The 12,225-nt window shown below is 67.1% G+C and carries 11 protein-coding genes; 4 read left to right on the top strand and 7 right to left on the bottom strand.

Features of this window, described 5'->3' with window-relative positions; translation table 11 throughout:
- From AAC997_RS20045 to AAC997_RS20065, 5 genes are all read right to left on the bottom strand, one after another.
- The coding region (locus tag AAC997_RS20045) for a TPM domain-containing protein (RefSeq protein ID WP_340647472.1) at nucleotides 1–698 on the bottom strand (698 nt) is incomplete at its 3' end.
- On the bottom strand, nucleotides 695–1,345 hold the full coding sequence (locus AAC997_RS20050) for a LemA family protein (protein ID WP_340647473.1): 651 nt from the start codon (nucleotides 1,343–1,345) through the stop codon (nucleotides 695–697). The genes AAC997_RS20045 and AAC997_RS20050, both read right to left, overlap by 4 nt.
- Before the next feature lie 1,643 nt (nucleotides 1,346–2,988).
- A complete protein-coding gene (locus tag AAC997_RS20055; RefSeq protein ID WP_340647474.1) occupies nucleotides 2,989–4,644 on the bottom strand; it encodes a M28 family metallopeptidase in 1,656 nt (551 codons plus the stop codon).
- Between the two features lie 42 nt (nucleotides 4,645–4,686).
- Nucleotides 4,687–5,292, bottom strand: a complete 606-nt coding sequence (locus AAC997_RS20060; RefSeq protein WP_340647475.1) for a 2-hydroxychromene-2-carboxylate isomerase — start codon at nucleotides 5,290–5,292, stop codon at nucleotides 4,687–4,689.
- Nucleotides 5,292–6,047: an SDR family NAD(P)-dependent oxidoreductase gene (locus AAC997_RS20065; RefSeq protein WP_340647476.1), complete on the bottom strand. Its 756-nt coding sequence runs from the start codon at nucleotides 6,045–6,047 to the stop codon at nucleotides 5,292–5,294. The genes AAC997_RS20060 and AAC997_RS20065 overlap by 1 nt, the downstream gene beginning before the upstream one ends.
- A gap of 93 nt (nucleotides 6,048–6,140) precedes the next feature.
- Between AAC997_RS20065 and AAC997_RS20070 the strand changes: the two genes are divergently transcribed.
- From AAC997_RS20070 to AAC997_RS20080, 3 genes are all read left to right on the top strand, one after another.
- Nucleotides 6,141–6,593: a helix-turn-helix domain-containing protein gene (locus tag AAC997_RS20070; protein WP_340647477.1), complete on the top strand. Its 453-nt coding sequence runs from the start codon at nucleotides 6,141–6,143 to the stop codon at nucleotides 6,591–6,593.
- Nucleotides 6,594–6,816: 223 nt separating this feature from the next.
- Nucleotides 6,817–7,977 carry an FIST N-terminal domain-containing protein gene (locus AAC997_RS20075; protein WP_340647478.1) on the top strand — a complete coding sequence of 387 codons (1,161 nt, stop codon included), beginning with the start codon at nucleotides 6,817–6,819 and terminating at the stop codon, nucleotides 7,975–7,977.
- Complete coding sequence (locus tag AAC997_RS20080; protein ID WP_340647479.1) at nucleotides 7,974–9,782, top strand: ATP-binding protein; 1,809 nt, start codon at nucleotides 7,974–7,976, stop codon at nucleotides 9,780–9,782. Before AAC997_RS20075 ends, AAC997_RS20080 begins: the two co-directional genes overlap by 4 nt.
- A gap of 120 nt (nucleotides 9,783–9,902) precedes the next feature.
- Here AAC997_RS20080 and AAC997_RS20085 read toward each other — a convergent pair whose 3' ends face one another.
- Nucleotides 9,903–10,526 carry a TetR/AcrR family transcriptional regulator gene (locus tag AAC997_RS20085; protein ID WP_340647480.1) on the bottom strand — a complete coding sequence of 208 codons (624 nt, stop codon included), beginning with the start codon at nucleotides 10,524–10,526 and terminating at the stop codon, nucleotides 9,903–9,905.
- Nucleotides 10,527–10,648: 122 nt separating this feature from the next.
- Here AAC997_RS20085 and AAC997_RS20090 point away from each other — a divergent pair, with 122 nt between their 5' ends.
- Nucleotides 10,649–11,542: an alpha/beta hydrolase gene (locus AAC997_RS20090; RefSeq protein ID WP_340647481.1), complete on the top strand. Its 894-nt coding sequence runs from the start codon at nucleotides 10,649–10,651 to the stop codon at nucleotides 11,540–11,542.
- Here the strand turns inward: AAC997_RS20090 and AAC997_RS20095 are convergent.
- Complete coding sequence (locus AAC997_RS20095) at nucleotides 11,539–12,210, bottom strand: Crp/Fnr family transcriptional regulator (protein ID WP_340647482.1); 672 nt, start codon at nucleotides 12,208–12,210, stop codon at nucleotides 11,539–11,541. The genes AAC997_RS20090 and AAC997_RS20095 overlap by 4 nt on opposite strands.
- Nucleotides 12,211–12,225: the final 15 nt, after the last annotated feature.

A 12,225-nucleotide genomic window follows, 5' to 3' on the forward strand; every position in this document is an offset into this window, starting at 1 on the left:
CTGCTGGAGAGCAGCAGGGGCAGCAGCCACCACAGCCCGCCGCCGCCGCGACGCCCACGGCCGCGCCGGCCGCCGCGCAGGATGCCGCTGAGCACCCAGAAGATGATCACCACGATGAAGATGATCACCCCCGGAAGGCTGTTCTCCGACTCGGGCTCGGGCTGCGGCGTCGCCGCGGCGAGCGCCTTGGCCTGGTCGTCTGGCAGGGAGAGTTGGCCGATCACCGCCTCGGCGCCGGACATGACCCCGTCCTCCATCTTGCCCGACCGGAAGGCGGGCAGGATCTTGGTCTGGATGATCACGCTGGAGAGCGCGTCGGTCAGGACCCCCTCGAGGCCGTACCCGACCTCGATACGCACCTTCTTGGCGTTGGGCGCCACCAGCAGCAGGACCCCGTCATTGCGGGTCTTGTCGCCGATGCCCCAGGCGCGGCCGAGTTGATAGCCGTAGTCTTCGATCTCGTAGCCGCCGAGGTCGGGCAGGGTCGCCACCACCATCTGCCGGCCGGTCTTGGTCTCCAGATCGGCGAGTTCGGCGGTGAGCTTCTGCTCGGCCTGCGGCGACAGCAGCCCGGCGTTGTCCACCACCCGCCCGGTGAGCGGGGGGAACTTCGGCGCGGCCAAGGCCGCCCCCGCGCTCACGACGAGGCCGAGGACCGCGAGGGCCAGCAGGCCCCGCAGTCCCTTGCGCTGGGTCATTGGGCCGGTGCGGCCGGGAGGGTGGAGACCGCCGGCGCCGCGGTCGGCGAGAAGCTGACGCTGGGCGCGGCCTGCGCCGCGGCATTGGCCTGGAACATCACCATCGGCTTGGAGCCGCTATGGACGGTCGACGCCCAGAAGCTGTTGGGGAACTTGCGGAACTCCAGATTGTAGTCGCGAACCGCTTCGTTGTAGTCGCGGCGCGCCACGGTGATCCGGTTCTCCGTCCCCTCAAGTTGGCTCTGCAGGGCCAGGAAGTTCTGGTTGGACTTCAGGTCCGGGTAGTTCTCCTGGATCATCATCAGCCGGCCGAGCACGCCCGACAGCTTGTCCTGGGCGGCGGCATACTGCTGGAACTGGGCCGGGTTGGTCAGGGTCGAGGCGTCCACCTTGACCTGGGTCGCCGAGGCGCGCGCCTCGGTGACGGCCACCAGCACGCTCTTCTCCTGGGCGGCGTAGCCCTTCACGGTTTCCACGAGATTGGGAATCAGGTCGGCGCGGCGCTGATACTGGTTCTGCACCTCGGCCCACTGGGCCTTGGCGCGCTCTTCCTTGGTGGGGATGTTGTTGATCCCGCAGCCGGCGATCAGGACAGGCGCGAGCACCAGCAGGGCGGCGCGCGCGAGGCGATTGCGAAGCGTGGACAAGGTATGTGGCTCCCTAAGAGCAGGCGTCAGGATCAGGCCCTGACTAACGGCCTATGTGGCCCCGTCGTTGATTTCACGCAACGACAGGGCGGATTAAGCTTTGGAAAGCTGCGCCGGGCAAGCGGGTTGCCGACTTGCGTGCAGACGCGGCCGGATCGCCGTGCCCCGTGGGGTCCACGTCAGGAGTCCAGGCGTCGCCGGGGTGGCCGTCGGCGGTATGGCGCCGACAGTCGCTTGAAAGCCGACGCGCCGAGCTTCAGCAATCGGTGGAGAGCCGACACAAGACTTTGAGGCAACGCTGCCTCTCACGCGGAGAGGGGGAGCGATCACTTTGACCGACGTTTCGACCTAGCGCATCATCTCAAGGTGAAGCTAGCTTATCTGATCATTCTTGCCGCTCTCGCAGCGTCCGGGTGCAGGGCGTCTGAGCCCTCCGACGACCTCATCCACTCAGATCTTCCGTTATGGACGGACTATCGTGACCTCTGGCCCCGTCCCTTTGCGACGACGAATGAATTCGGCTGCACGCACAAGATAGCGCTCGGGCAATGGCGGGAGCAGCGCGAAGAACGCGGCGCGGAGGAATGGATCAGGCTTGGCAACTACGGCGCGTCGCACTGCTACCTGACCGAGGTTCGAACCTATCATCCCGAGGGCGTAAGCCACTCCGGGTTCAGATACGCATCGCTCGTGGACCTCGGCGACGCGGTGGGACTCGGCGGTCCGGTGCGGCTGTGGGCGCTGCAATCCGGCGCGAGACCAGGGAGTGACTACTTGCTACTGGCCAGCCAGCGCGACCAAGGCCCTATCCGGTCCTTCACGATCCTTCAGCGGAGATGTCCGAAAGGCCGAGTTAGAGATGGTGGCCAGATCGACATTCTCCTCACACGCTACTGCGCAATCAACTCCCCGAAGGAACTGAGCAACCTCGCACGACAGATGGCGTGGCTGCCCCGCCTCGGTCGGCTTACGTATGTTGGACCGGTTCCGGAGACGGAGTGAACGTCTGCAACGGGTCGAATTTCGCCGCTGGCAACCGGCTCGTAACCGGACGTTGGTGCGGTCATCCCCCCAAGCGGACCCTGGCAAGGGCTGCTCGGGGTGGAAAGCGGCCTTCTGCACCCTGCTAAAGCGGGTGGGTCCACTGTAGGGGTACTTCAACCAGCTCACCTCGGTGGCCAGCCGCGCGAAACTTGGGGGCCGCGCAGAGCGCCCACTCTTCTAGACGCGGATCGTCGGTGGAGTTAGCCGAACACTCCTCAAGCTGCCCGCGGTCTCCAATGCGACAGCGTAAGGTTGCTGTCCCTAGCTGAACGTCGGTGCTCGTCGGTGCGCATTCACTCAGGTCTTCGCCGCTCGGAATTGCTGACCAGTCATTTTCAGTCAGCCTTATCGCTGCGACGGGTCCTTGGGTGTCATGCTTGGGATCGCTGTCGCCCCGCTCTGAGCACGAAACCAACGCTGTTAGTCCTAGCAGTGGAATGAGGCGCCAACCTGCGGTCATTTTAGGAAGCTACAGCTTCAAACCGCAGTCGCAAAGCAGACCCTACCAACGTCCGCAGTGGGTCGGGAGCGGCCGTCGGCGGCTGCCCACAAAGCGGACCTAGGTCGTCGTCCAATCCACAGTCGCGAACCCGATCCGGCTACCGCCGCGCCGCCGCCGACCGCTCGCGGATCGCCTTGAACTCCGAACCGTCCTTCCAGTCGGGCCAGTCCTTCGGGTCCGACGCGATGGCCTTGCCCATGACGTAGAACAGCTCGACGTCCTGGGCCGCGCCGCGCAGGTCCCAGTCGGGACTCCAGGCGTCGCAGGGCTGGTGATAGCAGTTCGCGGTATAGTCGCTGACCCACTTGTCGCCGGCCGCGCGCCCGCCCGAGATCAGGTCGGCCCCGCCGCCCAGGCCCATCATCAGCATCACCGGCACCCCCTGCTTGGCCAGGCTGAAATGGTCGGCCCGGAAGAACAGGCCCCGTTCGGGCTTGGCGTCCGGCGTCACGGTCCGATCCTGCGCCCTGGCCGCCGCGATCAGCCGGTCGTCGAGCTGGCTCTGCCCGTAGCCCACCAGGACCACGTCCCTGGCCGGCCCCGCGGTCTGCAGCACGTCCAGGGTGAAGTTGGCCGCCATCTGGTCGAGCGGCGTCAGCGGGTTGACCCCGTAATATTCCGACCCCAGCAGGCCGCGCTCCTCGGCGGTCCAGGCCGCGAACAGGGTGGTGCGGGCCGGGCGCGGACCGGCGGCGAAGGCGCGCGCGATCTCCAGAACGCCGGCCACCCCAATGGCGTCGTCGGCCGCCCCGTGGCGCACCTTGTCGCCGTTCACCGGCGCCCCCAGGCCAAAGGCGTCCCAGTGGGCCGAGAACATCACGCTCTCAAGCGGCTTGCTGGCGCCGGTCAGCTTGGCGATCACGTTTCGGCTGGTGACCTGGCTGTGGGCCACGCCATAGTCGGCGGAGAAGGTGGCGCCGGTCAGGGCCACCGGCTTGAAGGCCGCCGACCGCGCCGAGGTCTTCAGGGCCTCGAAATCCAGCCCCGCCCGCTGGAAGAGATCGACGGCGGTCTCACGCGTTATCCAGCCCTGCAGCAGCAGCTTGTCCTTGGCCAGATCTGGCCGGACGATGTCGAAGCTCTCGCCGTTGGAGGCCGCCACCGTCGACCAGCCGTAGCCTGCGCCCGGCGTCTCGTGGACGATCAGAGCGGCCACGGCGCCCTGGCGCACCGCCTCCTCGTACTTGTAGGTCCAGCGCGCGTAATAGGCCGCCGCCTGGCCGCCGAACTTGCCGGCCACGGCCTCGCCGGGCTGGGCCTCGAAGTCGGGGTCGTTGATCAGGAAGACCGCGACCTTGCCCTTCAGGTCATAGCCCTTGAAGTCGTCCCAGCCGCGCTCGGGCGCCTTGACCCCGTAGCCGACGAAGACCATCGGCGCGCCCACAATGGCCACATGATCCACCGGCCGCAGGGTGGTGACATTGATCTGCCGCGACTGCTCCAGGACGGTCGTCTTGCCCGCCACCGCGACACTGAGCCTGGCGCCCGGCTGCACCTGTAGCTTCTGGAGCGCGACCTCCTGGGTCCAGCCGCCCTTGTCGCCGGCCGGCTCCAGCTTCAGCGCCTGGAACTGGCCGATCAGGTAGTCGACGGTCTTCTGCTCCCCCGGCGACCCCGGCGAGCGGCCCTCGAATTCATCCGAGGCCAGGACCTTGACGATGGCCGACAACCGCGCCGGATCGATAGGCCCGGCGGTCTGGGCCTGGACCGTGGTCGCCATCAGGACGGCGGCGAGGGTGAGGGCGATCTTCATGGGCGGGACTCCAGCGAACTGGCCCCGACCCTAGAACCCTCCTCAGGCCCGCGAAAGCTCCGCCTCCACCGCGTGCAGCCGGTCCTTGCCGAAGTACATCTCGCCATCCACGAAGAAGGTCGGCACCCCGAAGGCGCCACGGGCGACGGCCGCCTCGGTATTGGCCACCAGCTCGGCCTTCACCTCCGGGTCCTGGGTGGCCTCCAGGATCGCGCGCGCGTCGAGGCCGGCCTTGGTGAGCACACCGGCCACCACCTCGGGATCGTCCATCTTCAGCCCCTGCTCCCACATGGCCGACACCACGGCCGCCAGATAGGCCTCGCCCGCCCCGGCCCGGCGCGCCGCCACCAGGCCGCGCATGATCAGCAGGGTGTTGACCGGGAAGTGGGGGTTGGACCGATAGGCGGTCAGGCCGTGGGCGGCGACGAAGCGTTTGGTCTCCAGCCCCTCATATTCCAGCTTACCCTTCACCCCGCCAAAGGCGGTGACCGGCGACTGGTTGCCGGTGGCCTTGAAGATGCCCCCCAGCAGGCAGGGGATCAGGTTGATCGTCGCCCCGTGCCGCGCGGCGATGCCGGGCAAAACCTTCCAGGACAGGTAGCCGTTGGGGCTGCCGAAATCGAAGATGAAGTCGATCGTCTTGGCCATCACCAGGTCTCCTTCCAGGGGCGCAGATCCAGTTCGTGGGTCCAGGCCGAGCGTTTCTGATTGTGCAGCCATACATAGTTCGCCGCGATGTCTTCGGGCTTGAGGATCTCGTCGCCGTCCAGCTTGGCGGCGACGGCCTCAGGCGAATTGTTGGTGCGGGTGAACACCCCGTCGATGGCGCCGTCCACCACGATGTGGGCGACGTGGATGCCGACGGGCCCCAGTTCCCGGGCCGCCGTCTGGGCCAGGGAGCGCAGGGCCGCCTTGGCCGAAGCGAAGGCCGAATACATCTTGCCGCCGCGCATGGAGGCGGTCGCCCCAGTGAACAGGATCGTGCCCCGGCCCCGCGGGATCATCACCCGAGCCGCCTCGCGGCCGGTCAGGAAGCCCGCGAAACAGGCCATCTCCCAGACCTTCTGGAACACCCGCGTGGTGGTCTCGGTGAGCGTGAACCGCACGTTCGCGCCGATGTTGAAGACCACGACCTCGAGCGGACCGACCTCGGCCTCCACCTTGTCGAACAGGGCGACCATCTGCGCCTCGTCGCGGGCGTCGACGCCGAAGGCGTGGGCCTTGCCCCCGGCCTTGCGGATGTCGTCGGCCAGGGCCTCCAGCTGATCGAGATTACGCTCGCGGCGGGTGACGCAGACGGTCAGGCCCTGGGCGGCGAAGGCCTTGGCGATGGCGCCCCCGACCCCGTCGCCCGCGCCGATCACCAGGCAGACCTTGGGCGACGCTTGTTGTTCAGAAGCCATGACCTCACCTAAGTTCAGTTTCTGGACGAACCATCGTATTGAATCTGGACCCAGTCAATGGGATAACCTCAGCGAACCCAAAGGACGCCGCCCGTGAAGTGGGAAGACCTCGCCGACCAGCCCTGCTCCATCGCCCGCTCGGTGGCGGTGATCGGCGACCGCTGGACCCTGATGATCCTGCGCGACGCCTTCCTGGGCGTGCGGCGGTTCGAGGCCTTCCAGACCCGCCTGGGCATCTCGCGCACCATCATCACCGCGCGGCTGAAGCTGCTGGTGGACGAGGGCGTGCTGGCCAAGATCCCCTATCAGGATCGCCCCGTCCGCCACGAGTACCGCCTGACCCAGAAGGGCCTGGATCTCTACCCCGTGGTCATGTCCATCGTGCACTGGGGCGACCGCCACTACGCCGGCGACGCCGGCGCCCCCCTGCTCCACCGCCACAAGACCTGCGGCTGCGACTTCGCCCCCGTCATGACCTGCTCGGAATGCCACGCGCCGGTGGGCGCCCGGGAGGTGGAGACGCGGGCGGGGCCGGGGGCGGTTTAGGGCGTGGGCTTAAAAATCTAGGTAGGGCCCGCTGTTGGACAGCGGGCCGATAGCGGGGGTTTGACCCATAGAGGCCGTTCACCTAAGTCCCCTTGCCGGTGAGATTAGTCGAGATACCCGCGCCGCACCAAACTGGTCGAGGAACGTCTTCCATCCATCAGCGTTTGGCCCTCGGCCAAGGTAAAACGGGCCATTGGGGCCACAGGTATTGCGGGGCATGGTTATGAAGACGGCAGCATCGTCCACCGACTTGGCTGACGCGCGCGAAGCCGGGCGACGGCTAGCGACGGAAATTACCCGAGTTCTTGGCGAGCGCCCAGCGGCTCTTATGGTCTTCGCAGCTCCCTCTTATGATCACGCTGCGCTTCTCGACGAGCTCGCAAAACATTGCCCCGACACCCTTGTGGTCGGCTCCTCCTCGGCGGGGGAGTTCATGAACCACAATCGAGGCGAAGGTCTGGCCTGCGCCCTGGGTCTTGCGGGCGAAGACGTCCGCTTCAGCATTGCTGTGGCTCGGGACATCAAGGACGACGCGGCAGCGGCGGCCCGCCAAATGGTGTCCAGCTTCAAGGGGCTAAGCGACTACGCTTTCCCCTACCGGTCAGCTCTGGTGATGGCGGACGCTTTGGCGGGCTACGCCGATGTGCTGGTGGACGAGCTAACCCTGGCGACGGGGGGACAGTACCAATTCTTTGGCGGTGGGGCAGGTGACAACGCGCAGTTCCAGCGCACCTCCGTATTCTATGGCCGCGAGGTGATAAACGGAGCGGCAGTTGCTCTCGAAATGCTGACCGAGAAGCCCATCGGCGTCGGAGTTCGGCATGGATGGGCTCCTGCCTCTGCGCCGTTCCGCGTGACCGAAACAGACGGAATGAGGCTTGTCAGCCTTAACGGGCTGCCGGCGGTGGAAGCGTTCGAAGCCCATGCTCGAACAACGGGGCAGACGCTGGACCGCGCTGCGCCTCTCGCGTTCTTCCTGCATAATATTCTTGGTATCGAAGCCGAGGACCAACAGCGCCTGCGAGTGCCACTCGCGGTTCTCCCGGACGGATCAGTCCTGTGCGCCGCGGAAGTCCCGCAAGGCTCAGTGGTGTACATCATGCGTGTCTCTGCGGCTTCCGCAGTGGAGGCCGCTCAGGAGGCCACCCAGGCGGCGCTGGCGGCCATCGGAGAGCACAAACCGCAGGCAGCCCTATTCTTTGACTGCGTCGCCACCAGGCTGCGTATGGGCGAGCAGTTCGGCGAAGAGGTTGCGACTGTCCGGGACCAACTTGCGGGCGCTGATCTCCTGGGATGCAATACCCACGGCCAGATCGCGCGAGCCGAAGGTCAGTTCGAGGGTTTCCATAACTGCACTGCGGTTGTGGCTGTCTTGCCGGCGTGAACACTGCAACCGACTACGAGCTGAACCGTCTGATGACGGCGCTTGCCGGCCGGCGGACGCGGGCGTCTGAGGCTGCACTGGTGGCCGAAAGTTTGGGCGCTCGGGACCTTCTTTTTCTCTTGCGCGACCCGGGATTGAACATCCTTCTTCCGGCCCCGGGATTTGTGCAAACGCTGGCGGGAGGACCCACTTGGGCCGAGCTGTTCGCCAGATGCGAAGGCGCCGGCGAGTTCTTCACAACGGTCGCCCATCCGGACGCCGGCAAGCTGGAACCTGCCGACGTCTGGGTCGGACCTCAGGGAACGGTGCTCCTGCTCATTGGCGGTCGCCCGCAGGTGCGAGCCTCGCGGCTCGCCGTAGTCTCCGATCTGCTGATTGCGCTGCTGTGGTCCGAAGCGCGTGAAGATGCTGCGCTCGCCACCGCGAACGCGGCTGGCGATGCGAGGCGGCGAGCCACAGCGTTGGCGTCGTCACTTGATCAGGCTCGGGCCCAGGTCGGGCAGAATGCGCGTGCGCTGCGAGAGGCGCTGTCTGAGGCGGCACGCCTGAACGAAACCCTTGAGCAGCGGGTGCAAGAGGAGATCGGCGAGCGCATGAAGGCCGAAGAGGCCCTCAGGCAAGCCCAGAAGATGGAGGCCATTGGTCAATTGACCGGGGGCGTCGCCCACGATTTTAACAATCTTCTCACCGTGATCATCGGCGGGCTCGACAACATGGCCCGTCAGATCGCAGGCGAGAGCACAGTTCGTGACGATACGCGGTTGCGCCGCTCGCTGAGCATGGCGACGCAATCGGCGGAGCGCGCCGCAAAACTCACCGCCCGACTGCTGGCGTTCTCTCGTCGCCAGGCGCTCAATCCGAAACCGTTGCAGGCCGACCGCCTGGTCCGTGAGATCGGCGACCTCCTGGAGCGGACGCTCGGCGAGCAGGTCATGCTCGAGCTTGTGGGCTCGCCTGGCTTATGGGCCGCGTTCGCGGATCCCAACGAGCTGGAGCAGGCGCTTTTGAACCTTGCGGTCAATGCTCGGGACGCCATGCCTGACGGCGGGAAACTCACCATCGAGACCGCCAACGTCTTCCTCGACGAGGCCTACCTCGCCACGGTGCCGGAGCCCGTGCCGACAGGTCAGTATGTGTTGATCGCAGTGTCGGACACCGGCCAGGGGATGGATCACGACACACTCGCGCGAGTGTTCGAGCCCTTCTTCACCACCAAGGAGACTGGAAAGGGGACGGGTCTTGGATTGAGCCAGGTTTACGGGTTCGTGCGCCAGTCGGGCGGCCATGTTCGAGTGTACAGCGAGCTGGGTCACGGCACGAGCGCGAAACTGTACTTGCCCCGCTTCCATGGGGAAGCTGAGGAGCCTCCTGTTTCAGCTCGGCATCGAGACGTTTCGCTTCTACGCGGCAATGAAACCGTGCTCCTCGTAGAGGATGACGAAGGCGTTCGTTCCTACTCCCGGGGCGTCCTGCGCGAACTCGGGTACCAAGTAATCGAGGCGTCAGACGCCTCCACTGCCTTAACAGCTCTGAACAACAACCCGCAAATAGATCTGTTGTTCACAGACGTCGTGCTCCCCGGTGTAATGCACGGTGGTAAGTTGGCCGAGGAAGTCAGGAAGCTGCGGCCAAGCGTGCGTATACTCTTCACCAGTGGATATACGCGCAACGCCATCGTCCACAACGGGCGTCTGGACCCAGGCGTGCAACTCATCACCAAGCCGTTCACCTATGAAGAACTAGCTGATCAAGTGCGGCGGGCGTTGGACGCTGGCGAGGTGGGCATACCGAAGAAGGGCCGGTGAAACCGGCGCAACAGAGCCGTCTGCATATCCGTTCCCCACCCTTCAAGGTCATTCCGAGAGTTCGCTGGCCAGTTGGCCGAAAACCCGCTTGCACCCCTCACCCAGCCGCCACCTTCGATCTTATGAGGACGCGGCTTGGTCGCCGAGCGCACCCGTCAGCCAGGCGGTGAAGTCGGCCGCCTTGGCCGGGTCGAGGTCGACGGACCGCAGCAGAGCGTCGCCGAACAGGGCCTGGGACATGGCCGAGGCGCTCAGCAGGGCGATGGCGTACTGGCTGTCTTCGCGGGCGGGGGTGGGCGCGCCCTGGGCCAGGGCGCGGGCGGCTCGGTCCTCGTGCAGCCAGTCCACCAGGGGCGTCAGCATGCCGGCCCCCTCCGGCGCCCAGCCCGAGAACCTCAGCCACATCACCAGGCGGGCCGCGCCCTTGCGGTCATAGAAGTCGGCCAGCAGAGCGGCGGCGCGGGCCAGGTCGAAGCCCATGCCCTGCGCGCGGTGGGTGGCGATGGCGGCGGCCAGCTCGTCCAGGAAGCGGCGGCCGGAGTAGCGCAGCAGGGTCTCCAGCAGCGCCTCGCGGCTGCCGAAGTGGTAGTGGACCGCGGCGTCGGTGAGCCCGAGCTCACGGGCGATGGGCTGCACCCGCACGGCGTCCGGCCCGTCGGCGATCAGCCGGGCCTCGGCGGTCTGCAGGATGGCCAGCTTGGAGGCCTGGGCGCTGCGGCGGATGCGTTTGCGCGGTTCGGACATCGGATCTCCAGCGGGGCGCCCTCCGAGGGATAGACCATCGCCGCGCGCGTCACACGAATCGGTTTGCGCATCCCTTGGATATCGTCTTACTTTGACTTGTCAAAGTAAGAGCGGAGCGGACGATGTTGCTGGGAGACGACACCCTCGAAAGCCTGGCCCGGGAGATGGGCGTCGAGATTTGTGATCCGTCGCCCCCGGTCTCGCGCCGTCTGCAAGGTCCCGACGGCGTCCTGCACCTGCTGGACTGGGGTGGCGACGGGCGCCCGGCCCTGCTGCTGCACGGCGGGGCCCTGTCGGCGCGGACCTGGGACTATGTGGCGCTGGGTCTGCGGGCCGAGTACCGGCTGCTTGCCCTGGACCTGCGGGGGCATGGCGACAGCCATTGGGCGGACGCCTATCCGCCGAAGGACTTCGCGCGCGATGTTCTCGCCGTGGTGGACCAGCTGGGCGTCGCGCCCTGTCACCTGGCGGGCATGTCGCTGGGCGGGGTGGCGGCGGCTCTGTGCGCCCAGGCCGCGCCGCACCGCTTCGCCAGCCTGGCCCTGGTGGACGTGGCGCCCGGCGTGAACTTCGCGTCGACGGCGCGGATGCGGGCCTTCATCAGCGCGGTGGACGCCGCGCCCTCGGTGGAGACCGTGGTGGCCCAGGCCCTGGCGATCAGCCCCAGGAGCCATCCCGGCAAGGTCGCCTACCGGATGGCGGCCATGCTGGAGCAGGCGGAGGCCGGCGACTGGCGCTGGAAGCAGGACCGCCGCCGGCCCACCGACTTCCCGGCGATCCTGGCGGTAGTCGGGGTTCTGGACCAGATCGCGGCGGCGAGCGGCCTGCCGACCCTGCTGGTGCGAGGCGGCCGCAGCCGGGTGCTGAGTCAGTCGGCGGCTGAGACCTTCGCGCGGGCCGTGCCCGGCGCCCGGATCAGCGTCGCCCCCGACGCCGGCCACAATGTCCAGGAAGACAATCCCGCCCATCTGGTTCAGGCCTTTCGAACCTTCTGGAAAGCGGCGGAGGGCGCCTAGCTCTCGGCGATCCGCCTTAAGGCCCCGGTGTCGCGCACTTCGATCTGGCCGTAGCCGAGGGTCAGCAGGCCCGCGCGCTGGAAGCCCAGCAGATAGCCGCTCACGGTCTTGCGGCTGAGCCCCATCATCTCGGCCAGGGCCTGCTGGTTCAGGCGCAGGGTCGGGCCGCCGGTGCGCGCCATCACCTCCAGCCGCGCGGCCAGCCTCTGGCGCGGCGGCAGGGCCACGGCCTCGGCGGCGATCATCAGGGCGCCGCGCAATTGCAGGTAGACCAGCGCCGCCACCGCCTGCCAGACCTCGGGCCGCTGCGTCGCAATCCGGGTGAGCGCATGGTCGGGGATCACCAGCAGCACGCTCGGCTCCACGCAGATCAGCGTCACCAGCCGGGGCCCGCCGCCGAACCGCAGGGTCTGGCCCAGGGCCACGCCGGGCCCCGCCTGCCCGAACAGCACCTCACGCCCGCCCGGCGCCGCGCACATCATCTGGACCGCGCCCTCCACCACCAGGGTGATGCCCGTCTGCTCGTCCCCCTCCGACTGCGCCCAGGCGCCGGCCGGCAGATGGACGATGCGGCCATGGGTCAGGAAGGCCTCCACCAGCTCGGGCCCATGGCCCTGCAGCCAGACGGACCGGGTCAGCAGCTCAGCGGCGCGTTCGCGAAGGCTCATGCTCAATTGTAACTC

The organism is Phenylobacterium sp., from assembly GCF_037968635.1.
In the GTDB taxonomy this organism is placed as follows: Bacteria; Pseudomonadota; Alphaproteobacteria; order Caulobacterales; family Caulobacteraceae; genus Phenylobacterium.

Bases quoted from the DNA above. Each gene is read 5' to 3' on its own strand.
- AAC997_RS20075 (WP_340647478.1), top strand. From the start codon at position 6,817: ATGAAGACGGCAGCATCGTCCACCGACTTGGCTGACGCGCGCGAAGCC.
- AAC997_RS20055 (WP_340647474.1), bottom strand. From the start codon at position 4,644: ATGAAGATCGCCCTCACCCTCGCCGCCGTCCTGATGGCGACCACGGTC.
- AAC997_RS20095 (WP_340647482.1), bottom strand. From the start codon at position 12,210: ATGAGCCTTCGCGAACGCGCCGCTGAGCTGCTGACCCGGTCCGTCTGG.
- AAC997_RS20060 (WP_340647475.1), bottom strand. From the start codon at position 5,292: ATGGCCAAGACGATCGACTTCATCTTCGATTTCGGCAGCCCCAACGGC.
- AAC997_RS20090 (WP_340647481.1), top strand. From the start codon at position 10,649: ATGTTGCTGGGAGACGACACCCTCGAAAGCCTGGCCCGGGAGATGGGC.
- AAC997_RS20085 (WP_340647480.1), bottom strand. From the start codon at position 10,526: ATGTCCGAACCGCGCAAACGCATCCGCCGCAGCGCCCAGGCCTCCAAG.
- AAC997_RS20065 (WP_340647476.1), bottom strand. From the start codon at position 6,047: ATGGCTTCTGAACAACAAGCGTCGCCCAAGGTCTGCCTGGTGATCGGC.